The following is a 24,640-nucleotide window of genomic DNA, read 5'->3' as shown; positions in this document are numbered from 1 at the left end:
AGAAAATATATGAAATTTGCTTTATAATAACGAACAAAAATGTTCTGTGTTAAAATTAATGTTCGGATTTCCGATTGACTTTACGGCATGACACTGATAAACTGAATGTGTTTGATATTGATATCGTTTGAAAAGGTTAACGGAGGTGCACGGATATGTCTTCAGTAGTTGTTGTAGGTACGCAGTGGGGTGACGAAGGAAAAGGCAAAATCACCGATTTCCTTTCCGAAAACGCAGAGGTAATCGCACGGTACCAAGGCGGAAATAACGCAGGACATACAATTAAATTCAACGGGGTAACGTACAAACTGCATTTGATTCCATCCGGTATTTTTTATAAGGATAAAACGTGTGTGATCGGCAACGGAATGGTTGTTGATCCGAAAGCATTGGTGACGGAGCTGGCTTATCTTCATGAGCGGAACGTCAGCACGGACAACTTGAGAATCTCCAACAGGGCCCATGTCATTCTGCCGTATCATTTAAAGCTTGATGCGGTCGAAGAAGAGCGGAAAGGGGCCAATAAAATCGGCACGACGAAAAAAGGAATCGGCCCGGCTTATATGGATAAAGCCGCTCGCGTCGGAATCCGCATCGCCGATCTGTTGGATAGGGAGGTCTTTGAAGAAAAGCTCGCCCGCAATTTGGAAGAAAAAAACCGTCTGCTAGAAAAAATGTACGATGCGGAAGGGTTTAAAATAGAAGACATTTTAGACGAATACTATGAGTACGGCCAGCAGATCAAACAATATGTCTGCGACACGTCAGTCGTCTTAAACGACGCGCTTGATGACGGCCGCCGCGTTTTATTCGAAGGGGCGCAAGGGGTTATGCTTGATATCGATCAAGGGACATATCCGTTTGTTACGTCTTCAAATCCTGTCGCCGGCGGCGTGACGATCGGCTCAGGTGTGGGACCGACAAAAATCCAGCATGTCGTTGGTGTATCGAAAGCATACACAACGCGTGTCGGAGACGGGCCGTTCCCGACAGAGCTGAACAATGAGATCGGAGACCAAATCCGTGAGGTTGGCCGAGAATACGGAACAACTACTGGGCGCCCGCGCCGCGTCGGCTGGTTTGACAGCGTGGTTGTCCGTCATGCCCGCCGCGTCAGCGGAATTACCGACCTTTCATTAAATTCAATTGACGTATTGACCGGTATTGAAACATTGAAAATCTGTGTCGCTTACAAATACCGCGGCGAGATCCTGGAAGAGTTCCCGGCAAGCTTAAAAGCGCTCGCTGAATGTGAACCTGTCTATGAAGAAATGCCGGGTTGGACCGAAGATATCACAGGAGCGAAAAGCTTGAGCGACCTGCCTGAAAATGCCCGCCATTACCTTGAGCGAGTTTCTCAGCTGACAGGCATTCCGCTTTCCATTTTCTCAGTCGGTCCTGACCGCTCTCAAACAAATGTGGTGAGAAGCGTTTATCGTCCAAACTAAATTCCAGAAGAGCCTCTGCAGTCCGCAGGGGCTTTGTTTTTCAATGAGAAGAGGGCAGACGGGTGGAACGTGTCGATGTTATATATTCATTCGCGGAAGAGAACGGAAACATTATGATGGTGAAAAATAAGAAAAATCAATCGCGGACGTTGCCGGGCGGCAAGGTGGAAGCTGGAGAATCGCTGACAGAAGCCGCGGCGAGAGAAATGAAGGAAGAAACGGGCTACGGAATTCAGCCTCTTGATATTTTAGCTATAAATGAAGCGGTGATCAGTAGCGAGCATGTATATTTCAACGTCTTCAGGACCCGGATCACCGACCGTCCGGATGCCATCACGTTTGACGAGAACATTGTTGAAGCCAAGTGGATGCCGCTTCATGAAGCTGACCGGCTGTTGTCTGTATTCCATCCGAATGGAATCATGCACTGGCTGAATCGCGAAGGGGCGGAGTATCATCACGAAGGGAAAAAATAATAGAAAAAAATAAAAAAATATATTGCCACTTCTGTTCGTTCTATGATAATATAAATCTCGTTGTTGCGAAAACAACGAAACGAGCCATTAGCTCAGTTGGTAGAGCATCTGACTTTTAATCAGAGGGTCGAAGGTTCGAGTCCTTCATGGCTCACCATTTCCCTGGCCCGTTGGTCAAGTGGTTAAGACACCGCCCTTTCACGGCGGTAACACGGGTTCGAATCCCGTACGGGTCATTGATTTACTTTAGCGTTATTGCTAAATCCCCGCTTGCTCCGGAGGAGACCACGATTCTTCTCCGAAGCAGGTACTGTAATCATGCAAGGTCCGGTAGTTCAGTTGGTTAGAATGCCTGCCTGTCACGCAGGAGGTCGCGGGTTCGAGTCCCGTCCGGACCGCCATTTATAAAAAAGTTACATACCCGGCTCGGTAGCTCAGTTGGTAGAGCAACGGACTGAAAATCCGTGTGTCGGCGGTTCGATTCCGTCCCGAGCCACTCTAAAAAAGCGCGTCTGTTTTTAAGCAGATGCGTTTTCTTTTAGCTGAAATCAAGGAAATAAAATGCTGAAGGAATAAAAAGGAGAAAAAAAGGGAGGCCGGTAACCCGGCCGAAGAAGAAGACGTTACTATATAGACGGTCTTGAAGGGAAAGATGTTTCATTTTTCAGTAAAAAAAGTCACAAAAATTTAATTGTTGTGATAAAAGCGGAAAAATAGCGCGTGGATTTAATTTCCAAACGTTTTCATTTGAACTATTTTTTTAACTTTTGCTTCATAAACGTTATAATGTATAAGAAATCTCTTTTCTAGAAAGTGTTTTTTTAATTACGACATGCAGTGTACTTGATATAAAACATAGACAGCCATTCGTTGGCTGTATCCAAACTCTGAACCAGGAGGAATGAATAATGGAAAAAAAGATACTAGTTGTAGATGATGAAAAACCGATTGCTGATATTTTAGAGTTTAATCTGAAAAAAGAGGGCTATGATGTCCATTGCGCATATGACGGCAATGAAGCGCTTCAGATGGTTGAGGATCTCAACCCTGATATGATTCTGCTCGACATCATGCTTCCTAACAAAGACGGTGTGGAAGTGTGCCGTGAAGTCCGCAAAAAATATGATATGCCCATCATTATGCTGACAGCAAAGGATTCGGAAATTGATAAAGTCATCGGCCTTGAACTGGGCGCTGACGACTATGTGACAAAACCGTTCAGTACCCGCGAACTGCTGGCGCGTGTCAAAGCGAACTTGAGAAGACAGAACACAGCGGCTCCTGCCGAAGAAGAATCGTCTTCAAACGAAATTCAAATCGGATCGCTTGTCATTTTCCCGGATGCCTACGTCGTTTCAAAACGGGACGAGACAATCGAGCTGACGCATCGGGAATTCGAACTGCTGCATTACCTTGCAAAACATATCGGACAGGTCATGACGCGTGAGCATCTCCTGCAAACCGTGTGGGGATATGACTATTTTGGGGATGTACGGACTGTTGACGTTACGGTCAGACGCCTTCGCGAAAAAATCGAGGATAATCCGAGTCACCCAAGCTGGATCGTCACAAGGCGCGGTGTCGGCTACTATTTGAGAAATCCGGAACAGGACTAATACCGAAATGAATAAAGTCAGTTTTTTTCGCTCGATTCATTTTAAGTTTACCTTAATATACGTTCTGCTGATTATCGTTGCCATGCAGATTATCGGCGTCTACTTTGTCAATGAGATGGAGAAGTCACTTCTTAAATCATATAATGACTCTCTTGACCAGCGGGTGAACAACCTTTCGTATTATCTGGAACAGGAAATGACGAAGGATAGAAGCACGTCTTCTTCGACTACCTTGAAAGAAGATGCAGAGCGGATTCTAAATGATTTCAGCAAGGAAGGCGAAATTCTTGAAGTCAGTCTGATTGATAAAAGCTATGAAGTCATCGCGACCTCCAATCCTTATAACCGGGAGGTGGCGGGGAAAAAGACAACAGAGGGCATTATTAAAAGGACACTGCTTGTCGGTATTCCGTACGAAAATAAATTTTTTGACCCGGAGCGGGACAGCAAAGTGCGGATTTCAGTCACGCCGATTAAAAAATCGAATCAAGAGACAATCGGGGCCATTTACGTCGTGGCATCGATGGATAATGTCTACAATCAAATCCGGACGATCAACACCATTTTAGCGTCTGGAACTTTTATTGCGCTTGGAATCACTGCTTTCCTCGGGATTTTTGTCGCGCGAACGATTACACATCCGCTGTCAGATATGAGAAAGCAGGCCATTGAACTGGCGAAAGGAAATTTCTCAAGAAAAGTCAGGAAGTACGGAAACGACGAAATCGGCCAGCTGGCCACAACGTTTAATTATTTAACGAGAGAGTTGAAAGAAGCTCAGTCCATGACAGAAGGCGAACGAAAGAAACTATCTTCTGTTATTGCCTATATGACAGACGGGGTTATCGCGACCAACCGCAATGGCGCGATTATTTTGCTTAATACGCCGGCGCTGGAGCTTCTAAATGTTTCACGTGAAACGGCTCTGGAAATGCCGATCACCTCACTGCTCGGCCTTGAAGACGAATATACGTTTGAAGATTTGGTTGAACAGCAGGATTCACTGCTTCTTGAAATTGAACAGGAAGAACGGACGTCTGTGCTCCGTGTCAATTTCTCAGTCATCCAAAAAGAACACGGAAAGATCGACGGGTTAATTGCGGTTATTTACGATGTCACAGAACAAGAGCAGATTGATCAAGAGCGGAGAGAGTTTGTGGCAAATGTCTCCCACGAGCTCAGAACGCCGCTCACAACGATGCGCAGCTATTTAGAAGCGCTTGCGGAAGGCGCATGGCAAGATCCAAACATTGCGCCGCGATTCTTGAATGTGACACAGAATGAAACAGAGCGTATGATCAGGCTTGTCAACGACTTGCTGCAGCTTTCAAAGTTTGACAGCAAGGATTATCAATTCAATAAAGAATGGATTCATTTTATCCGTTTCTTCTCATTGATTATTGAACGCTTTGAAATGACGAAAGAGCAGCATGTTGAGTTTATCAGCAATCTGCCGGATAGAGAATTGTATGTTGAAATCGACCCGGACAAGATTACGCAAGTGCTGGATAATATCATTTCAAATGCATTGAAATATTCCCCTGAAGGAGGCCATATCACGTTCTCTGTTGCTGTAAATGAAGAAGAAGAGCTTCTTTATATCAGTGTCAAAGACGAAGGTGTCGGCATTCCGAGAAAAGACATGGAGAAGATCTTCGAGCGTTTCTACCGTGTAGATAAAGCCAGAACAAGAAGACTCGGCGGTACGGGGCTCGGTCTTGCGATTGCAAAAGAAATGGTACAAGCCCATGGCGGCGACATCTGGGCCGACAGTATCGAAGGAAAAGGAACAACGATCACATTTACCCTGCCGTATAAAGAAGAACAAGAGGATGATTGGGATGAAGCGTGAAACAATTAAAACGATAATACTGTCCCTTTTGGTTTTGATCAGTCTTCTTTTTACTTTTAATATTTGGGGATTTCAGGGGAATTACGAAAAAGTGGAAGATTCACAGGCTCAGGTCAGCGACAAACAGCCGATTACAAACCAGACAAAGCTGTTAAATGAAGCCGTCAAACCGCAGCAAATGTTCATTCATGAGAATGGACAGCATTATTTGCTGAATGATACGACGCTCTATTCTCAACTCTGGGATGACATGAGCCGATGGGAAGTCAAATCGTTAAAAGATATCTCGGACAAATTTGACAGGCAGCAGTTCAAAAACTGGCTGTACGCTAAAAATAAAGAATCCAAATTGGATCTCGTCTTTAGCGACAATATTCCAATCGATGTGCTGCAGCCGCTTTTCAAATGGTCCGCCAATTCTTATGAATACAACTCTTTTGACAGAATCGTTCTTCCTTTCAATGAAGGACGGGGCATGAAAAAGATCTACTTTGTATCTTTCAGCAAAGAGACGGTTGTTGAAGCGGTGATTGAATCGGCAAATTACCGCAACATCCTTTCAGATATTGAAAAAGAAAAATCGCAGATGCCTCTTTATGAGGACTTTGCAATTAATTCGCGCAGAGATGTCTTGCTTCCAGTTAACAGGCTGAAGCTGTCTGAAAAAGAGTATTTTACAGAAACGATCAGCCCGACGCGTTTTAAAAAAGCTTTATTTGATGATCCGCAAACCGTCCGGCAGGAAACCAACTTAAACAGACCGGTATATACGGATGGAACAAGTCTTTTGGAGGTCTACTCGAACAACAGACAGATTAAGTTCCAGCACCGCAACCTGGAACCGAGTTCTTCTTATCAAAATGGAGAGCTGATCAATAAAAGCTTTAAATATCTAAACGACACGGGAAGCTGGACGGATGATTATCAATTTTTCGGTTTGAATGAAAATCAGCAGATCAACTTTAATCTGTTTATGGATCAGCTGCCGGTCGTTAACAGCCAAAACCAGCCTTTCGGAACGACATCGATTGAACTTCGCTGGGCAAACAACGACATATTGGATTATAAACACCCAACATATGTCTTGGGCGCAAACGCAAATCCGGTCAGCAAAACGGATAAAGAAATCATGAGCGGAGAAGAATTGATTCAGTTCCTGCAAGAGAATGAAGAGTATGATTTTGATAAGATTGAGCAAATTTTCCCTGCCTATGAAATGGTCTCAGTATCAGAGGAACAAGACCCTCTTGTAAAACTTGTGCCGACTTGGTGCATTAAAATAAACGGTACGATAAAGCCGGTATCAAAGAAGGATTCAGCGGTGAAGGAGGGCATTGAAAATGGAGTGGAATAGAACAAAAACAATCTTCATTATCGTCTTCCTCATCCTTGATATCTTTTTGGCCTTTCAATACTTTGATAAGCGTAGCAACAATCAGTTTCCGATTTTAGAAAAATCAACGCTGCAGGAAGATATGAAAGCAGACCATATTGCATACGGCAATTTGTCTAAAGAGACGTCAAAAGGCTCCTCAATTTCTGCACAAAAGCGAGTCTTTAAACAGAGCGAGATTAAATCGTTAAAAGGGCAAAAGCCGAAAGCGTTAATGAGTAATGCAAAAAAAGACGCTTTGACGGAAATAGAAATGGAATTTGAAACACCCATTGCGCTTCCGAAAACGGATATGAAGACAAAAGCAAGGGAAATCGTGAACGAAGAAATTATCGACGGCAGCAAGTACAAGCTTTGGAAAGTCGATAAGACCGGAAAACAGATCGTTTTCTTCCAAACTTATAATGGAAATTATATCTTTCAGGACCGGCAAAATGATGATAACAACGAGATGGGCGAAGTCGTTCTGTACCTGAATAATAAAAACGAAGTCGTTTCCTATAAGCAGTCAATGCTGCAGGATATAAAAGAAGTCAAAACGGAAAATCTGATCTCTGCAGTCGGCGCGGTTGAAGCTTTGTACTACCCGGATTATTTGAAGAAGTACAGCAAAATTAAATCAGCCGAGCTTGGCTATTTTACGCAGTATCCGCTGGCAAGCGCTCAAATTTTCGTGCCCGTTTGGCGGATCGAAGTGGAGCGCAAAACGGACGATAAAACCATTCTCGAAGAATTTATCGTGGATGCACGGGACGGAGCGCTTCTTCAATCACAAGAGAAAAAGGAAAAATCATAATGGAGTGAGAAACCATGAGCCTGCAATTTAGCGTACTTGCGAGCGGGAGTACCGGTAATGCTTTATATTTGGAAACCGATGACCACGCTTTTTTAGTTGACGCAGGACTTAGCGGGAAGGCGATGGAAGGGCTGATGGCGCAAATTGATCGAAAGCTTGATCAGCTTGACGGCATTTTTGTTACGCATGAGCACAGTGATCATATAAAAGGGCTTGGCGTGCTGGCAAGAAAATATGAGCTGCCCGTTTACGCCAATGAAAAAACGTGGAAGGCGATGGAAGGGCATATCGGTAAAATGGATAACGGCCAAAAGTTCGTATTTCCAATGGAAACCGTAAAGTCATTCGGCTCCCTCGATGTCGAATCGTTCGGGGTATCCCATGACGCCGCAGAGCCGATGTTCTACGTTTTTCATTACAATGGCCGAAAGCTCGCTTTGATTACGGATACCGGCTATGTCAGCGACAGAATGAAAGGCATCATCCGCTCGGCAAACGCTTTTGTTTTTGAAAGCAATCATGATGTCGGCATGCTGCAAATGGGCCGCTATCCGTGGAACATCAAGCGCCGGATTCTAAGCGACGTCGGACACGTATCCAATGAGGATGCGGCACTCGCAATGACCGATGTAATCGGTGATGAGACATCGAGAATTTATTTGGCTCATTTAAGCCAGGACAACAACATGAAAGAGCTGGCGAGAATGTCCGTGCAACAAACGTTGGCTGCCAAAGGATTTGCGGCAGGAGAAACGTTTGACTTATATGATACCGATCCTAAGAAACCGACACCTCTCGTAGCGGTGTAAATTTTCCTGATTGAATGATTAATCTACGGGCAGATGATCCACACTATATACATATATCGTTCCTTGAAAGGATTTGAATATAGTGGAGTTTAATCATGATGAGGAAAAATTCGTACGGGAAAAGCCGGTGAGAAATTGGAAAAGCTTTTTGTTTTCAAGCCTGGTCGGCGCCGTTATCGGCGCTATTTTAACAGTGTTTGCCCTGCCGTACTTCTCGCAGCAGGGATGGCTGCCGTATAATCTGCAAGTCATCGAAAAGCGCGGAGGTCAAAGAGCTCAGCAGGGCGGTGCGGTCCGCAATGTTTCCGTCAACGTGAATAATGAAGTCACACAGGTGGTCTCTAAGGTTTCTGATTCTGTTGTCGGCGTTATCAACATCCAAAAGACAGGTGTATGGGATGGTGACAGCGAAGCGGGAACAGGATCGGGTGTTATTTATAAAAAGGACGGCAACACATCCCACATTGTGACCAACCACCATGTCATTGAAGGGGCGTCCCAAATTGAAGTCAGCCTGAATGACGGAACACGGATACCGGCAAAACTGATCGGCAGTGATAAACTGATGGATCTGGCCGTCCTGCAAGTCAACAGCAATAAAATAAAAGCTGCTGCTGAATTTGGAAATTCTGATAAAGTGAAGACAGGAGAACCTGTCATCGCGATTGGAAATCCGCTCGGCCTGCAGTTTTCAGGATCTGTTACACAAGGTATCATCTCAGGAACCGAACGTGCAGTTCCGGTCGACTCAAACGGAGACGGACAGCCGGACTGGAATGCCGAAGTATTGCAGACGGATGCTGCCATTAACCCGGGTAACAGCGGAGGCGGCCTGTTTAATATTGATGGAAAAGTCATCGGCATTAATTCGATGAAAATCGCTGAATCAGCCGTCGAAGGCATCGGCCTGAGCATTCCGGCCAACCTTGCCATTCCGGTTATCGAAGATTTGGAAACGTACGGTGAAGTGAGACGGCCGTACCTCGGAATTGAGATGAAATCACTTGGCGACATCGCAAGCTACCACTGGCAGGAAACGCTTAAACTGCCGAAAAACGTAACATCAGGCGTTGTTGTGATGGGCGTTCAGCCGGTGTCTCCTGCAGGCAGAGCCGGTTTGAAAGAGCTTGATGTCATCGTCGAATTCAACGGTGACCGCGTTTACGATATCGTTGATCTGCGTAAAAAGCTTTACACCAAAAACGTCGGCGATAAGGTGAAAATCAAATACCTGAGGGGCGGAAAAGAAAGAACAACAGAAGTAAAGCTGTCCCGATCCCAATTGGGAAGCTGATCAAGACAGTCTGGCTGATACGGCCGGGCTGTTTTTTTATTATGACCCACCTTAGGAATGATCGTCAAAAGGCCAAAATGGGATATTTGGAGAGAAAAATAAGATTTTCCGGGTAAATAACCGGATTTTTGGATGTGAATTCCAAGTTTTTGCTCAATAAAAATTTGCAGTTTGTAAAAAATGGACAAAGCATCATATTGCGTTTCAATTTCGCGTACGATATGATGATTTTAATATTCTGACAAATGGCTGCGGAGTTTGAAAAAATCAGGGCGGAAAGGGAGATAGAATGAGTCAGCATGCACTTGTATTACAATCTGATTTTGGCCTTGATGACGGGGCGGTAAATGCGATGTACGGTGTGGCTTATTCGGTTGACAGTTCACTCCGGATTTTTGATTTGACGCACAACATTCCCGTTTTTCACATTTGGGAGGCTTCCTATCGGCTGCTGCAGTCCGTTTCTTATTGGCCTGAAGGCACTGTCTTCGTGTCGGTCGTCGATCCAGGGGTCGGCTCAGAACGCCGCAGCGTCGCAGTTAGAACCTCTTCCAATCAATATATCATCACACCAGACAACGGAACACTCACCCATATGAGCCGGCAAAATGGAATTGCCGAGGCTCGCTATCTTGATGAAGCGCAAAACAGGCTTCCGAAATCAGGCGAATCACATACATTCCATGGACGCGACATTTACGCCTACACCGGGGCACGACTGGCAGCCGGGATTGTCAGCTTCGACCGGATCGGTCCGGAAGTTTCTATAGATTCCATCGTCAAACTGCCGGTCATGGAAGCGTACATCGAAAATGATTGGATAACCGGAACGATCGATGTTTTAGATGTCCGGTTTGGAAACCTTTGGACGAATATCAGCCGGACGCTTTTCAAGTCACTTGATGTTCAATACGGAGATCCTGTAGAAGTCGTCATTAAGCATGAGGACACAAAAGTCTACCAGCAAACGATGGCATTTGGCCGGTCGTTTGCCGATATGCCGGTAGGCAAGCCGATTGTTTATATCAATTCATTAGACCGCTTAGGCATTGCCCTCAACCAAGGATCGTTTGCCGAAACATACCATATTGGCACCGGCATTAACTGGCAGGTTTCTCTTCGAAAAAATAAATAGCGGCAGACAAAAGAGCCTGAATTTCCATTCAGGCTCTTTGCTTTTGTGTCATTCTTATGACATAAAAACGGTTGTCACACATTTTTCAGCTAATCGTGAAGACAGCAACCTTCTCCAAAAAATAGTTCTTTTGTCATATTGGTACCTAAGTCATATTGTCTAAAACCAGAGAAAAGAATATATTGAGGGGGTGTGCCGCTGCTATGAAAAAATTCATTCAATTCATTTGTTTGGAAAACGAGTGTCCGGAGGAATGATATGAACGACAATGTGCAGACTGCGTTGAAAACGCTGTCTAATGTAAAGAGCAGAAGTATCTTGTCCGTTTTTGTGCTATGTCTGATCACACTGGGGGTTTACATACCATACTGGTTTCTATCCAGGAAAAAAAGCTTCGATTTGCTGCCTTATCATGATATTCCCTACACCACGTTAAAAGCTATCATATTTTATCATTTATTTTCTATTCCAATTAGAATATCAGCAAAAATCGCTTTTCCTGATATGCATTACAGCCTTTATATGCTGCTCGACCGCGTGATTTTGATTCTGTCCGCAGGTGTTTTGATTTACTGCGCACTGGTGGTGACTGCTTCATTAAACAAGCTCTCAGGCAAAGAACTTGCGAATGGATCGATTTTCGCGTTCCTTTTGAATGTCATTTACATTCAGCACAGAATCAATAAACTTTCCGAGCCGAAAAGCGAATGGCTGAGCAAAGCATCATGATCAATAAACAAGGAAGTGAAGTACAATTTGATGTTGAAATCGAAAATTAAAATTGACTTGAACAAACCGAAAAAAAAGCCGGCAATCCGTTTGATGCCAATGAAGGAAGAGGACTTTAAGACATACCAGACCTATTCCATCCAGCATTACGCCATGGAGAAAGTAAAAGCGGGCACATGGACAGTGGCGGAAGCGATGGAGAAAGCAGAAGAGCAGTTTGCAGCCCTTTTGCCCAACGGCATTGAAACGATCAACCATCATCTATGGTCAATCATGAATGACAGCGGGGATGCCGCAGGCTGGCTTTGGATCTACGCTGACCCTCACCATCCTCAAAAGGAAGCGTTTATTTACGATTTCGGGCTTTATGAAGCGTACCGCGGCCAGGGAATCGGCCAGCAGGCTTTAGCCGTCTTAGAAGAGGAGGCAAAGCAATTAGGAGTCAAAAAACTGTCATTGCATGTATTCGCCCATAATAAAAAAGCGAAGCGACTATATGAAAAAATGAATTTCGAGACGACGGATTTGCGTATGAGCAAGAGACTGTAAGATCAAAGCTGTGAAAGCTTTGATCTTTTTTCATATTCAATGTTCCACATGGAACATAGCGTGTCATTATTCCTAATTGAGAGATACGAAAAATAACGAAAAAAAGACAAAATGATTCGATAGAACCCCTTTATGTTACGCAATGACAGATTGCATATTACAAAGGTAAAAATATGACGAATAATGTCCTATTGATTGTCGAATTTCTGCAGATGAACACGAAATAAGGAACAGGAAAAAGGGCACAGTTTTTTTATTCCAGTCAAAAAAAAGAATCCATATACCTAATAAAATCCCAATTTAATACTTCAATGGATTTTGATTTATTGGATTCAATATAGTACATTTTGATATGGAAAGTGGAAAAGTATAGATGACAAGGATAAATAGACCTGGAAGAACAGTTTTAAGGAAAGAAGAGTGTTTCAGCATGAGTAAGGAATTAGAAGAATTTCCGAAAATAAAACCCATATATGCGGTGTTATTAACAATCATAACGTCTGGCATATACATCCCGTATTGGTTTCTTTCAAGAAGAAAGAATTTAGAACGATGCCAGATTAAGCTCCCGTATGTCGCCATTAAAGTGACGCTGCTGTTAAGCGTTTTTTCAATTTTGGAGTCATTTTGGTCAGCTTTTGTATTTCAAGGAGGAGATCTGCTGCCATACAGCGACAGCATCCTGCTTCTCCCGCTGCGCCCCGGACACAGCTTTCTTCCGCAGCTCTCATTTCTCCTTTTTTGGACGATAAATCTAGTTAGCGTATTTAAGGTTAGAAAAGCGTTTATTGGGTTGGCAGAAAAGCCGGTTAACGTGTTTTGGACATTCATTCTTAACGTTTCATATTTGCAGCATATCACGAATCAGCATTCTTTAGTTGTTCAGAAAAAAAGAGAAGCAGTATAAAAACAAGATCAAAGCATCAGCGAGATTAGCTGGTGTTTTTTTATTTAGGGAGAACAGAGTTATCCAGAGGAATATAAAAGCTTGTGGATAACCACACGAAGTCATGCTAAAACCTACTAACATGTGCATAAATAGGGTATATTGAATAAGGAGCTTTTTTATAAAAGAGCCCAATGATACAGATATTGGAGGGACTTTTATGAAGTCTTGTGAAGAACATATTGAAACCGTCATTGACATGTATGTGGATGAGGAAGAATTAGCCCCTGAAATCAGAAAAATCGAACATACACACAGTTTATCCACAACCTGTGAATTGTGCGATAAGCCTGCAGTATATATAGTGGGGAACGAATGATCGGACACTAAATACACAACCTTTATCCACAATTGTGGATAATGCATCTTAATAACTTGTTCTTAAAGTGGGGATGACCTGTGAATATATCAATCGTAGCAATCGGAAAACTAAAAGAAAAATATTTAAAACAAGGAATCGACGAATACATAAAACGGCTTTCGGCATACGCAAAAGTCGACATCATCGAACTCCCGGACGAAAAAGCGCCGGAAAACTTAAGCGACCAGGACATGAAAATCGTCAAAGACAAAGAAGGCGAACGAATCCTCTCAAAAATCAGCCCCGACGCCCACGTCATCGCCCTGGCGATCGAAGGAAAAATGAAAAGTTCGGAAGAATTAGCCGATAATATGGATAGACTCGCCACATATGGAAAGAGCAAGGTAACCTTCGTCATCGGCGGCTCGCTCGGCTTAAGCGACGCCGTCCTGAAGCGCGCGGATGAGAAGCTGTCGTTTTCGAAGATGACGTTCCCGCATCAGCTGATGAGGCTGATTTTGCTCGAGCAGGTTTATCGGGCTTTTCGGATTAATCGGGGGGAGCCTTATCATAAGTGATGGAAAATTTTAAATTTGAGCTTATCATTATTACCTTAAAAATAGTAGAAACATTACAATTTCTCAGGAGACAGGCAATTAGGCTTGTCTTTTTTTAATAGCCTTCTCAAATAAAATCCCCAACAATTTTCTACATAAGAATACATTAAAACAGTCTACAATTTTCTCAATCAATTAAGCATTTAAAGGAAGATAGATATGAAAATTTCCATTTTTATATAAATAGGATGGGAAAATAATCTAATTATTTATTCTAAATTCTCTAATAAATATATACTATGGCAAAAATAAGAAAATTTGACCAAATTTTTTAAAAAATTAGGAAACCTCTTGAATCAGTTTTGTTTTACAATTATTATAAAATTAGTTAATTTGAGTTAAAGAGATTAGTGTTAGGGCCCCCGGACCCAAATAAAAACTTCTTTTGTCACATGGGTTCTTCTTTTGTTTGCCCTCATTTAGGTATCTTGTTTGATTTGTTTCTGTGGAAGGGTGTTTTCAGGACTATAGTGTTCGGCATCCGCAGTCGTTGTTTGGCGTTTCACCTGTTTTTGTCCCGATATTAACCAGGACACTGTCCCAAGCATCCGGACGCTGCTGCTGTTATTCTTTTCTAAGCCAAATCATATGCCTTTAACAACGACTTGTGAATTATAGGTTTTTGGAGACAGGTTACGGGACGCTAATCAGTACAATTGATTAGATCTTTGTAGCGTTGGCGATTTTCTTCAGGTGTGCGTTCTTCCGAATATTGTAATGCCGCATAGGCTTTTGCAAGCCGATTTCTACGATATTGAATTTTGCGGCGGATCGTCTTCGGGAAGAGAGAGCAGTTCTTCATCTTTGGCATCCGCTTCTTTGACTTCTTCCACCATTTGTTTGACTCTTTTTCGATACGCTGAGTTTCCCATTTTATCTGCTTCCGTAACGATTTTTCTGTTTTGCTTGATCTTTTATTTTCTGTCTAATCCGAACTAAAAAAAATTGGTTTTTCAACAGACTTTTTAGGAGGTTTCTGACATGCACCTGCCATTCGGTCACTAACCGAATGCAGTAAAGGACACTGTGGCGCTTGCCAGCCATTAGGGTATTGAGGAGGTGATCAAAATGCTAGGTGACAGTATTTCGTCGAAGTGGACAAGTCGTGACCAAATGATCTCGGACCGAGGGGTGGTCATGGAGGAAAAAATTGATGCCTAGTGACAAAGAAGAGTCATGATCACGGCACCGCCAACGAGGGAAAAAACTCTTCCCGCATCGACACGGTATGTGGGCGGTGACAAACTAACTTATAGAGTAAATTTATTAGTCGAATGAATGAGGAGGAATGAAATAATGAAAAATTATTTGTATGAGAAAAAAAAGAGGAAACCTTTGACTCGAACAATCAAAGCGACGCTCGCCGTGTTGACAATGTCCATCGCTTTGGTAGGAGGCGCTACGGTGCCTGCATTTGCGTGGGTGAATCCGGGTTATCACTACCAGTACCCATCGGAAGGTGGAACATGGAGGTATGGATTCGTAAACGCCGGGCTCCGTTCTGAGTACAACCACCCGACAAAGGTCCACGGCTCGACAGTGCAAAAGCTCATCGATGGAAAAGTGGATAAAACGAATAGAAGCATTGATACGGCTGCGGGCCGCTACTCTAATGCCTATGTCGGAGCCATAAACTCACCTGGTCTTAAGGGACGTTACTACTATCGCACCAACTAATCAAAGGGAAAACGGTTGCTGTCAACGGGGCTAGTATGGCGAGATCCAGAAAGTTCTGGGAGATCCCGCTTTGTATTAGCGTATTATAGTGGATGTCGCGGGCTTTGTTGTTTACACTTCTTGCACCTGCTGACGGCATCCCTACCTATGAAATCGAGGTTTCCGCTGGCCGTTATTTTCGAGAGATTTAAATCTATATCTACTGTTTTTATTTTGATAAGGACATACCGGATTTTAGGTTTGGATTACCAATTAAGTTAGCTTGTCTTTTCGCCCACTACCGTGTCGATGCGGGAGCAATTTACCCAGAAGCACTTACCGATTGATAGTTTTTTATTTCGGTGATTGCAAAGTTTCATAAAACTCTGGAAATTCAGTAGGGTAATACCCCGCTTTGAGGGGCGCAGCACTTTATGCGTCAAAAGTATTTATTCTTAAATTTTTAAATTAAATTTCTTTTAAAAAATATTATATTCCCATCATAGTATGTATCTATATACAAAGGAGATGCTTTGGTGCACTGCCAAAGCATCTCCTCAAAAGATAGTGCATATCTGAGGAAAATAACATAAAATGCAACTAATAAGTTTTTGGGAAATAATAGGTCCATTTAATTTTGTGGTTTTATCTTGGTAGCCTTAGCAGTAAGTTATGTTATGTGGTGCAATCCTCTACTTTTCCAGGCTTAGTGTTGATGCCGGCCATTATTCAGAAAATTTGACAAGAAACAAATTCCTTGTGCCCCGGCAGCCAATAGGTTACTTATGGTACAACAAGTGAAATTTGCTAGTTATAAAGGAATTAATGTTTCTGACGAAGAAGAAATAGTATGTCACGACACCGTCTACAAGAAAGAGAGAAAACCGTTCCCGTATTAATGTGATAGGTGGGTGATGATTAATCGGCTTGAAGAGTAAAGATAGTTAAGTAAATGAGGAGGAATGGAATAAATGAGTGCCGCTTTTTATAGCGTTGAATTTGATGGGAGGTACAGATGTTGATTGAAGCACAGGGCATTTCAGTAGCAATTGGTGGGCGGACCGTGCTTGACGGTGAGACCGTTCAGTGCCCACCAGGGGTCATGACAGCCCTCGTTGGTCCAAGCGGATGTGGAAAGACTACACTTTTGCACTGCCTCGGACTATTGCTCCCGGTTAATCAGGGACGCATCTTGATAGACGGACACGATGTCACTAGCTACGGTACTGCGGCGCGGCGACGGTTTTGGCGTGATCATGCGGCGTTCATTCTTCAGGATTACGGCATTATGGATGAGGAGTCGGTGGCATTTAATGTCACCATGCAGGCGAGCATCCTTGGACGGCGTGTCACGGGAAATCAAGAGCGGTTGGCGCAGGTGCTCGAGCAGACGGGTCTTCAGGGTCGAGAAGGCGAGTTGGCTAGCCACCTTAGTGGGGGCGAAAAGCAGCGACTCGCACTGGCTCGTGCCATCTACAAGGACGCTGCATTCCTGTTTGTTGATGAGCCGACCGCCTCGCTTGACTCAACCAATCGGCGAAAGGTCATCGATCTGTTTGTGGACTTCGCTGCACGTGGCCGCACGGTTATTGTGTCGACGCACGACTCTGAGATGATCAACGCGTGTGGTGCTCGGCATGAGGTCGGTACCAACAGTTCGTCAAAACAAGTGTCGACCAGCGAACCCGGCAACTTAGGAGGTTCCTCATGAAATCAGCCACAAAGATCATAATCGGTGTCGTCGTCGGATTATTGCTTGTAGTTGGAACAGTTGCATTCTTAAACGGATGGATCACAGTGTCGAGAGACACTCATCCGCCGTGCGATCAGCTGCCGAACGTAACAGAGGCCAATGCAGCGCTTGCCAGACATCAAGACCTCGTCGAGGAGATTAAAGCGTTGGGTGATGACATTACGGTCGAAGTAGGAAAGCCGTGTCCTGATGACCAGAACCGAGGGCTGGTCATGGTTAGCTATGGTTCAAGATCCGAGCATGACGCAATCTCCGACCTGCTCAGCCGCCGCGACGGGTTTGGGGTCCCAGTGCACCTGGTGAAGCGCTAACTCAACTTCCATAAAATTCACTCGGTGTAACCGTTTCCTGCTGCTTACGGCAAGCCTAGCTCCCCGTTTTGCCAAGCGGTACGAACCTGATGCAGACAACTACGCCAAGTACGAGGCGCTGGCTAGGCTTTAATATGGGCCCTTGGAGAATTGATAGAAGGCAGAGATAAGCGAGTAGAGGAGTAGAAATATTGACAAAAATAGTTGAATAAATGAGGAGGAATGAAATGAAGGGGGAACATTACCTGTTAATCGAGGCAATTACGCCAGTCCCCGGCGATACCGGTTGTGTTCGCCGGGGCTTAGCATGGCAATTTTCATATAGTTCTTGGAGGTCAAGCTTGTGTATAAACGTATTATAGTGGCTGTCGCGGGCGCGTTGTTTGCACTGCTTGCGCTACTGGCGGCGATCATCACCGACCTATATGATCGAGACTTTCCTCAGGCGATTGGTGTCGAGAGCAGGTTAAACCTCGATTTCAGCGAATCAGGGCTTTCTATTACTGAAGCGTTTGCGAAGCTGGAGAAGCTCGATGCGCGCTGGGATCTTGGGCTGGTCAAGGTTGCGCCAGACCTTGCAAGCGACGGCGATGGCCAGGTCTTCGTAGCACTTAACGATAGAGATCTGCCCGACGAATTTACTTGGTTTGGCGGCGATGGTGCAGGCAAGATTGTCGGTAAGGACCGGCTTGAAACCTCCTACCCCGATGGGTTCTATCTCGTGACCGGTGAAAAGGCTCACTTGAGCGAGTTCGAGGACACGCTGAATAGTGAAGGCGTGAAGGTCGGTCGCGGGGATGCGTCAATTTTTAAAAGCCTTGAATTCGTTGTGCGAGAAAGAGGATTTGCTGCCGCCGTTCTTGCAGCATTTGCGCTGATTGCAGCGCTTGCGTTGTTCTGGTTGTCGTTAAGAGCGCGTGGGCGTGCCCTTCGGGTTCTGGGCGGGTGCCCGACCTCGCGGATTCAGGTGCAGGACCTGGCCGGTTTTGGGGGTGCGCTGCTGGTTTCGGCGGTTGCTGTAGCACTGGTTGCGTCTTGCTACGTAGGTTTGTTTCATGGCTGGATATATGTCGGTACCTTCCTTAAGGCGTTGTTCAGTCTGCAGATCGCTGTTATTACCGTATCCCTGTTGGCTACGCTGGTCATGTCAGCTTCCGCATGGCCTAGCGCTACCATGATCGCCACCAGACAACCTGCGGTTAAAAGCTTGCGTTCAGCTGCCATCGTGATCCAGGCGTTAACGTTCCTCCTGGTGGTAGCTGCGGCTGGACCTGCTTGGTCCGCATACAAACATTCCTCAGCTATAGCTGCTGAAATGGCTCAGTGGAAGAAACTCGCAGATCAAGTCGCGATTGTGTTTGCGACAGACGTTGACGAGATGAATCACATGGAGCCGCAGATTGGTAAACTGGTAAAGGATGCGGAATCGCTTGATAAGGTAGCTTTTTCCTACACATATACTGAAGAAATGCCAATGCCAGTCGATTTTGGAGAGTACTCGGCCATCTCTTACGTGAACCAGCGTTGGCTTGATATGGTGACCATGGATGCACCACAACCTGCTGTTACAAAGGTGCCTTATCATAGCATTCCAAAAGGGCTTGTCAAAATGATTCGAGAAGAGGCTGAGCTTTTGTCGAGGAAAGAGCTTTCCGATGAGAAGTTCGGTAAGTTCAAGTTCTTGCGGCCGATTGACGGATTCCGGTTGCCGGTAGCCCAAGGAGGAGGAGGGGAAAGACTTCACTTTGCGGACGATGTCCTAGTTGTTGTCGTGCCCTCGCTCTACGATACCTATAACGATTCTGCCTTGACTTCCATGGTCTCAGGTAGCAACATCGTATTCACTGGTGTAACAGCTACGCAGGAATTGTTAGAGAAACACGGCCTTGACGTGAAGGCGCTGCGTGATCGAGATATCAACGGCGAACTGAAAGTTGTCTATGTTGCCGAAGAGGGGATTCTCCGCGCGCAGTTCGCAGCGTACGTTGTATGGTTGTTGAATCTTGCGCTGATTGCATTGGTTATTGCCTTCACTGTCGCTGCTGCGATTAGTGCATTGATAACCGCGCTGCTGCAGGCGAAGCGTGACTTCCCGCTGCGGGTGGCAGGCCAGTCATGGGTACGGATTCTCCGGAGCCGTGTAGCCAAAGAAATGCTTGCTGGGATCGGTCTTGTGGGCGTTGTTGTTTTGCTCCAAAGGCCTGATGAGATAGGGGCTGTACTAGTGGCCGCGGTGTATGGGTTGCTTGTTGTGCCGCTGAGTCATCTGTTTGCTGTACGTTGGTGTTTCGATAGAGTCAGCAAACGGCGAATTTGACCGGAGGTAAGATGTTGGATGAAGCCCAGGGCTTTTCAGTAGCAATTGGCGGTCGGTCCGTGCTTGAAGGCAAGGACCGTTCGTCTTTCGCCCGGGATCATGGGCGGCACTCTGGTTGGTCTGAGCGAATAATTTTCGAGATATTAGTTATACGGTGATTATTACAGATGGGAAAGAGAAATTTCTGAATAGTATTTTTAACCCAAAGCTTATAAATGAAGAAGCTGAATTTTGTCAATCGTTTCAAGAAGGACTAATAAAAATAGTTGAAGAAAATGGTTGTATTGATTTCGAAAAGGAGAGGATAAGACAGAGCTTAATCATATTAAGAGTATGTATAAAAGATAAGCCGTTGTTATGTCAACACAGGTGACGAGATTTTAGTAAGGTAGGTTTCTAAATGGATTGAATGGGATGCCGAGTATGCATATGAGTATTGGACTCCAATCAAACAAGGTTTATCACTGAGTGATACAGAGAAAAGAGCGACAAAAATAGGTATTGAACAACCAAAAGAAAATTTCTGTTGAATTAATCGACTAAGGAAATATATCTTAAAACGGGAGTGTGAATGTTAAAAGGAGCTAGTTGATAAGCTATAAGGCCAATGTCAAAGCCCCTAAAAGCCCATCGTACCATGGCTGCTTATCTCAAGACCCCACTCAAATCCATCCTTTCCCCTCCGCAATCCTTGCCGCTTCCATCCGGTTTTTCGCATCCAGCTTCTGCATAATCTCAGAAATATAATTCCGGACGGTCCCTGACGACAAGAAGAGCTCCTTAGAAATTTCTTTCGTCGTCATTCCCAAAGCCGCCAATCGCAGGATTTCCTGTTCGCGTTCGGTGAGCGGGTTTACTTTGCGGATGGCATCAAAGGTGAGTTCCGGGCTGAAGATTCGCTTGCCTTCCGTGCATTTTCGGATGGCGTCTGCGAGGTCGTCGATTTCTCCGTCCTTGAGCAGATAGCCGTGGACATTGCTTTTGACGGCGCGTTCGAAGTAGCCGGGGCGGGCAAATGTTGTTAAAATGATAACCTTACTTCTTGATCCTCGATTCGTCAGCTCTTCAGCCACTTCCAAGCCGCTTTTGACGGGCATTTCGATATCCATAAGACAGACGTCCGGTTCTAGTTTCAGAATTGCGGTGAGCGCTTCTTCGCCGTTAGTCGCCTGGCCGATCACTTCCATGTCTTCTTCAAGATCTAGCAAAGCCCCCAGTGCGCTTAACAGCATTCTTTGGTCTTCGGCAATAAATAAACGAATCATTGGATTGTTTCCTTTCGTTCAGCTTTCTTTACAATCGGAACGGCGATGCTTAAAACCGTGCCGTTATGGGTTGAAACGTCGAGAGCGCCATCGATTAATGCAAGTCTTTCCTTCATTCCACGCAGCCCGTTTCCAAATGGTGTTTGCTGATCCATCCCCATTCCATCGTCTTTGATGGTAATGCTTATTTTTTCATCTGTTTGAGGGATGGAAATGGTGCAATGGGTGGCACGGCTGTGTTTGACGATATTTGTGGCGGCTTCGCGTATACACATGCTGACAATGTTTTGTGTGACAGGTGAGATATTTGAAAAATCGGAATCTCCTATGTATTCGAATGTGATGTCTGCAGCCCGCAGGATTTGCTGGATATGGATAAGCTCTTCTGCGATCGTTGCCGTTTTCATATCAGACACGAGTTCTCGGACTTGTTTTAAGGCTGCTCTTGATGTGGTTTCCATTTCTCTTGCTTCTTTTCGCGCCCGTTCGGGATCGCTGGCGATGGTACGCTGGACGAGCTGGCTTTTTAATGTGAGCAGTGAGAGAGTATGGCCCAGTGTATCATGCAGATCGCGGGCGATTCGTACACGCTCCTCGCGCTTGACCAGTTCCTTAATTTGCTGATTTGCCTCATCAAGCTTTTGTTCCAGTTCCATACGGCGGTTCATGGAGCGGATGCCGTATGGTGAAATGAGCATAATCACGAGAAAGGGCAGAAAATAAAAGAGCTGGTTTTGCAGTGACGGATCATTCAGCAGATGATAGATAAAAGGGGCGACCAATACAACAACCAGGCTGGCAAGCCCGCGCCGGAACGTCTTTTTTTCCCGGTAATAGCCGATAAAGTTCGCTGAAAAAAAACCTAAAAAGACTAAGTTGATATCATAAAATACAGTGTAGATCAAAATGATCGAAAGCTGGATGGTCAGCCAATAAGTAAATAATTTTTTTTGCGGCGAAATAAAAAAAAGCTGGCGGTACGTCACCAAGAAAAGCAGCACGAGTCCAAAACCGATCAGCTGTTTGATCCCCGAGGTTTGATTTGTCAAATAAGAAATAGGCAGCAGTAAATAGATTAAAAAGATATAGGGAAAAAAGCCGTACTGTTTTGGAAACATGCTGAAGTTTTTTTTCATTCTTGCTCACACCGCTTCTTGTTTTCTTCTTATATATTTAGATAGTAGCATAATAACGACTAAATAGGCGAATAGGACGAGAATATTTTTCCAGTTTGGCATTTGGCCTCGAACGATTTCCCAAGCACCGCTGCCATAATGATAGGACGGCAGCCAAAAGCCGATATTCTGCATCATTTTCGGCATAATTTCAAGCGGCATCCACATCCCTCCGCATACAGCGAGCCCCATATACAACACATTGCTGATTCCGGCTGCTGTATCCACTTTTTTCATCATCCCGATCAATGTCCCGATCGCCAGAAACGGGAGCGAGCCAAGCAGGGCCCACAATCCGCTCAAGAACCATTCCAATGGAGATAAAGAAACGCCGTTGATCAAGGCGCCGGCTAAGAAGATAACTGTAATCGAAAGAATATGAATGACGCTTTGCCCCGCCATTTGAGCGATAAAATAAATGTGGTCGGGAAGAGGCGTTACGCGTATGAACGTCGACCAGCCTTGGGTGCGTTCTTGAACCATGCGGATGCCGAGCGTCATGATCGAAGAACCCATGACGCTGAATGTTGTCATCGACATTAAATAATGCGCATTCCAAGCCGCAGGGTCCGGAGCATTCGTATTGACGACATTTGTAAAAATATAATAAAAAGCAATCGGCATGACCAATGACCAAAAGACAAAATAGCGGTTTCTAAGCATTCTTTTGATTTCCATTCGGCACTGCATCTGAAATACATTCATTTTACATCGTCTCCTTTGCCTGTCAGTTGGCGAAATGCCTCTTCAAGATTTCCGCGTTCAATTTGAATATCATAAGCGCCGATCTTTTCTGAGAAAATGAGTTCCAATATTTTGTCCGTACTGGCCGTGTCGATGTAAACCCGGTTGTTTTTACGAAAAATCTGTTCGGTTTGCGGGTGCTGACACAGTTTCTCGAGTGACTGTTTCGGATCGACTATAAATGAAACCGAATGCTTCGATATTCTTGATTTTATTTGGAGCGGCGTCCCGTCAGCAACTACCTTGCCGTCTTTAAACAGCAAGATTCGTTGCGCGGCATCATCTGCTTCCTGTAAGTAGTGTGTAGAAAAAATGATCGTTTTTCCTTGCTCTGCGAGCGATTGAACCGTTTGCCAAAAGCGGTTTCTTGAAGTGATATCCATGCCGACCGTGGGTTCGTCGAAGATCATCAAATCTGGATCACCGGCAAGCGCCAAGGCAAAGCCGAGACGCCGTTTTTGCCCGCCGGACAACTTTTCCGCCTGTGTTTTTAAATCCTTGTCTGTCAAACCTGTCAACGTTCTAAGCTTTTGAAAGGATAGAGGCTTTGGATAGTAGCTCCTAACGAGTTCGATGATTTCACCTGCCCGCAAACCAGGCATGACGCTGACTTCCTGCAGCATCGTGCCGATTTTTTCACGCACCCGGTTTTCATGCGGCATGGAACCGAATAATGTGATGTTGCCTGACGTCGGTTTTAACAGCCCCAATATCATAGAAATCGTTGTTGTTTTCCCGGCCCCGTTTGGCCCTAGAATGGCTACAATTTCTCCTTTTTTAATTGAAAAATCTATCTGATCAACCGCCGTTTTTTGGCGGAATGTCTTTGTCACATTCGTCAAGCTCACAACATTGCTCATGGCTTACAGACCACCTCCTGGTTTACTCATTTCATTGTATAAGCTGAGGGAGGCGGATTTTAGTAAGTGATGTCATGAAAATCGGATGACAAATGTCATTTTTTTTAAATAACAGGGAGCCAGCGAACGGTGCAGAAAGAATCGAAGGGTGTAAAGCAAATGAAGTAGGGGGATTTCGGTAAGATAACCGAGCAGGGCGCCATAATAATCAACGCACCATGGAGATAGAGAGAGCGGTCTTCAATTGTAAAAGAAGCTCTCTCTACTTAAAAATGACAAGGAGTATCCTATTTATTTTCAACCGGATACTTCTTCCCATTCTTCACAATCTTCTCTTCCACAATCTCTTTGACATCCAGTCCAAGATCGTTACATAACATGAAAGAGTAGATCAATACATCCGCGATTTCTTCACGGATGTTTTCTTTATTGGTTTTGATTGCTTCTTCACTGCTGATCCATTGGAAGTCTTCGAGCAGCTCTGCTGCTTCGATGGAGATTGAGATGGCGAGGTCTTTTGGGTTATGGTATTGCCTCCAGTTTCGTTCATCTCTGAATTCGTTGATTGCGTTGATTAGGCTTTGGATATCACTCATGA

The 24,640-nt window shown here is 44.7% G+C and carries 24 protein-coding genes and 4 tRNA genes; 22 read left to right on the top strand and 6 right to left on the bottom strand.

The features are described from left to right. Positions 1 to 155 precede the first annotated feature (155 nt). The 18 genes from MKX80_RS22075 (at position 156) to rlmH (ending at position 13,922) form a co-directional block, all read left to right on the top strand. Positions 156 to 1,448 carry an adenylosuccinate synthase gene (locus MKX80_RS22075; RefSeq protein WP_020453621.1) on the top strand — a complete coding sequence of 431 codons (1,293 nt, stop codon included), beginning with the start codon at positions 156 to 158 and terminating at the stop codon, positions 1,446 to 1,448. Between the two features lie 62 nt (positions 1,449 to 1,510). Continuing rightward, positions 1,511 to 1,924, top strand: coding sequence for an NUDIX hydrolase (locus tag MKX80_RS22070; RefSeq protein WP_268332985.1), 414 nt, complete (start codon positions 1,511 to 1,513; stop codon positions 1,922 to 1,924). Between the two features lie 81 nt (positions 1,925 to 2,005). Further along, positions 2,006 to 2,081 (top strand) — tRNA-Lys (locus MKX80_RS22065). Positions 2,082 to 2,088: 7 nt separating this feature from the next. After that, a tRNA-Glu gene (locus MKX80_RS22060) sits at positions 2,089 to 2,160 on the top strand. Between the two features lie 88 nt (positions 2,161 to 2,248). Beyond that, positions 2,249 to 2,325, top strand: a tRNA-Asp gene (locus MKX80_RS22055). Between the two features lie 22 nt (positions 2,326 to 2,347). Then, positions 2,348 to 2,420: transfer RNA gene (locus MKX80_RS22050), tRNA-Phe, on the top strand. Positions 2,421 to 2,832: 412 nt separating this feature from the next. Beyond that, complete coding sequence (gene yycF, locus MKX80_RS22045; protein ID WP_154999228.1) at positions 2,833 to 3,540, top strand: response regulator YycF; 708 nt, start codon at positions 2,833 to 2,835, stop codon at positions 3,538 to 3,540. Between the two features lie 7 nt (positions 3,541 to 3,547). Next, a complete protein-coding gene (walK, locus tag MKX80_RS22040) occupies positions 3,548 to 5,392 on the top strand; it encodes a cell wall metabolism sensor histidine kinase WalK (RefSeq protein ID WP_154999229.1) in 1,845 nt (614 codons plus the stop codon). Next, a complete protein-coding gene (gene yycH / locus MKX80_RS22035) occupies positions 5,382 to 6,746 on the top strand; it encodes a two-component system activity regulator YycH (RefSeq protein ID WP_154999230.1) in 1,365 nt (454 codons plus the stop codon). Before walK ends, yycH begins: the two co-directional genes overlap by 11 nt. Then, positions 6,733 to 7,581, top strand: coding sequence for a two-component system regulatory protein YycI (gene yycI / locus MKX80_RS22030; protein WP_234112493.1), 849 nt, complete (start codon positions 6,733 to 6,735; stop codon positions 7,579 to 7,581). Before yycH ends, yycI begins: the two co-directional genes overlap by 14 nt. Positions 7,582 to 7,595: 14 nt before the next feature. Then, a complete protein-coding gene (locus tag MKX80_RS22025) occupies positions 7,596 to 8,390 on the top strand; it encodes an MBL fold metallo-hydrolase (RefSeq protein WP_003177960.1) in 795 nt (264 codons plus the stop codon). An 82-nt stretch (positions 8,391 to 8,472) separates the two neighbouring features. Continuing rightward, complete coding sequence (locus tag MKX80_RS22020) at positions 8,473 to 9,684, top strand: trypsin-like peptidase domain-containing protein (protein WP_326166923.1); 1,212 nt, start codon at positions 8,473 to 8,475, stop codon at positions 9,682 to 9,684. Between the two features lie 289 nt (positions 9,685 to 9,973). After that, on the top strand, positions 9,974 to 10,819 hold the full coding sequence (locus MKX80_RS22015; protein WP_216930152.1) for an S-adenosyl-l-methionine hydroxide adenosyltransferase family protein: 846 nt from the start codon (positions 9,974 to 9,976) through the stop codon (positions 10,817 to 10,819). 258 nt (positions 10,820 to 11,077) lie between these two features. Further along, positions 11,078 to 11,548 carry a hypothetical protein gene (locus MKX80_RS22010; RefSeq protein WP_154999235.1) on the top strand — a complete coding sequence of 157 codons (471 nt, stop codon included), beginning with the start codon at positions 11,078 to 11,080 and terminating at the stop codon, positions 11,546 to 11,548. 30 nt (positions 11,549 to 11,578) lie between these two features. Next, positions 11,579 to 12,097 carry a GNAT family N-acetyltransferase gene (locus MKX80_RS22005; RefSeq protein ID WP_268342617.1) on the top strand — a complete coding sequence of 173 codons (519 nt, stop codon included), beginning with the start codon at positions 11,579 to 11,581 and terminating at the stop codon, positions 12,095 to 12,097. A 430-nt stretch (positions 12,098 to 12,527) separates the two neighbouring features. Continuing rightward, entirely contained in the window at positions 12,528 to 13,004 is a 477-nt protein-coding gene (locus MKX80_RS22000; RefSeq protein WP_268293845.1) for a DUF4234 domain-containing protein, read from the top strand. Positions 13,005 to 13,203: 199 nt separating this feature from the next. Further along, positions 13,204 to 13,362, top strand: a complete 159-nt coding sequence (locus tag MKX80_RS21995; protein WP_003177948.1) for a CxxH/CxxC protein — start codon at positions 13,204 to 13,206, stop codon at positions 13,360 to 13,362. 80 nt (positions 13,363 to 13,442) lie between these two features. Further along, positions 13,443 to 13,922 carry a 23S rRNA (pseudouridine(1915)-N(3))-methyltransferase RlmH gene (rlmH, locus tag MKX80_RS21990; protein ID WP_043929011.1) on the top strand — a complete coding sequence of 160 codons (480 nt, stop codon included), beginning with the start codon at positions 13,443 to 13,445 and terminating at the stop codon, positions 13,920 to 13,922. A gap of 785 nt (positions 13,923 to 14,707) precedes the next feature. Here the strand turns inward: rlmH and MKX80_RS21985 are convergent. Continuing rightward, positions 14,708 to 14,833: a hypothetical protein gene (locus MKX80_RS21985; RefSeq protein WP_268314185.1), complete on the bottom strand. Its 126-nt coding sequence runs from the start codon at positions 14,831 to 14,833 to the stop codon at positions 14,708 to 14,710. Between the two features lie 424 nt (positions 14,834 to 15,257). Here MKX80_RS21985 and MKX80_RS21980 point away from each other — a divergent pair, with 424 nt between their 5' ends. The 4 genes from MKX80_RS21980 (at position 15,258) to MKX80_RS21965 (ending at position 19,998) form a co-directional block, all read left to right on the top strand. Beyond that, complete coding sequence (locus tag MKX80_RS21980; protein WP_154999238.1) at positions 15,258 to 15,638, top strand: lactococcin 972 family bacteriocin; 381 nt, start codon at positions 15,258 to 15,260, stop codon at positions 15,636 to 15,638. Positions 15,639 to 16,632: 994 nt separating this feature from the next. Then, positions 16,633 to 17,328, top strand: a complete 696-nt coding sequence (locus MKX80_RS21975) for an ATP-binding cassette domain-containing protein (RefSeq protein ID WP_154999239.1) — start codon at positions 16,633 to 16,635, stop codon at positions 17,326 to 17,328. After that, positions 17,325 to 17,681, top strand: a complete 357-nt coding sequence (locus tag MKX80_RS21970; protein WP_154999240.1) for a hypothetical protein — start codon at positions 17,325 to 17,327, stop codon at positions 17,679 to 17,681. Before MKX80_RS21975 ends, MKX80_RS21970 begins: the two co-directional genes overlap by 4 nt. A 343-nt stretch (positions 17,682 to 18,024) precedes the next feature. After that, entirely contained in the window at positions 18,025 to 19,998 is a 1,974-nt protein-coding gene (locus MKX80_RS21965; protein WP_182069649.1) for a hypothetical protein, read from the top strand. Between the two features lie 662 nt (positions 19,999 to 20,660). On the opposite strand, the gene MKX80_RS21960 is transcribed toward MKX80_RS21965, so the two are convergent. The 5 genes from MKX80_RS21960 to MKX80_RS21940 form a co-directional block, all read right to left on the bottom strand. Further along, the gene (locus tag MKX80_RS21960; RefSeq protein ID WP_154999242.1) at positions 20,661 to 21,263 is read right to left on the bottom strand and encodes a response regulator transcription factor; all 603 of its coding nucleotides are present in this window, start codon (positions 21,261 to 21,263) and stop codon (positions 20,661 to 20,663) included. Then, positions 21,260 to 22,399, bottom strand: a complete 1,140-nt coding sequence (locus MKX80_RS21955; protein WP_268342618.1) for a sensor histidine kinase — start codon at positions 22,397 to 22,399, stop codon at positions 21,260 to 21,262. Before MKX80_RS21955 ends, MKX80_RS21960 begins: the two co-directional genes overlap by 4 nt. Before the next feature lie 6 nt (positions 22,400 to 22,405). Then, on the bottom strand, positions 22,406 to 23,143 hold the full coding sequence (locus MKX80_RS21950) for an ABC transporter permease (protein WP_154999244.1): 738 nt from the start codon (positions 23,141 to 23,143) through the stop codon (positions 22,406 to 22,408). Beyond that, positions 23,140 to 24,042 (bottom strand): ABC transporter ATP-binding protein, encoded by a 903-nt coding sequence (locus MKX80_RS21945; RefSeq protein ID WP_268314178.1) that lies wholly within the window; start codon positions 24,040 to 24,042, stop codon positions 23,140 to 23,142. The genes MKX80_RS21950 and MKX80_RS21945 overlap by 4 nt, the downstream gene beginning before the upstream one ends. A gap of 287 nt (positions 24,043 to 24,329) precedes the next feature. Next, positions 24,330 to 24,638 (bottom strand): nucleotide pyrophosphohydrolase, encoded by a 309-nt coding sequence (locus MKX80_RS21940; RefSeq protein ID WP_154999246.1) that lies wholly within the window; start codon positions 24,636 to 24,638, stop codon positions 24,330 to 24,332. Between the last annotated feature and the right edge of the window lie 2 nt (positions 24,639 to 24,640).

It is taken from the genome of Bacillus sp. FSL K6-0972 (genome assembly GCF_037976035.1).
In the GTDB taxonomy this organism is placed as follows: domain Bacteria; phylum Bacillota; class Bacilli; order Bacillales; family Bacillaceae; genus Bacillus; species Bacillus haynesii.
This window is presented reverse-complemented; position numbering and strand designations above follow the sequence as displayed.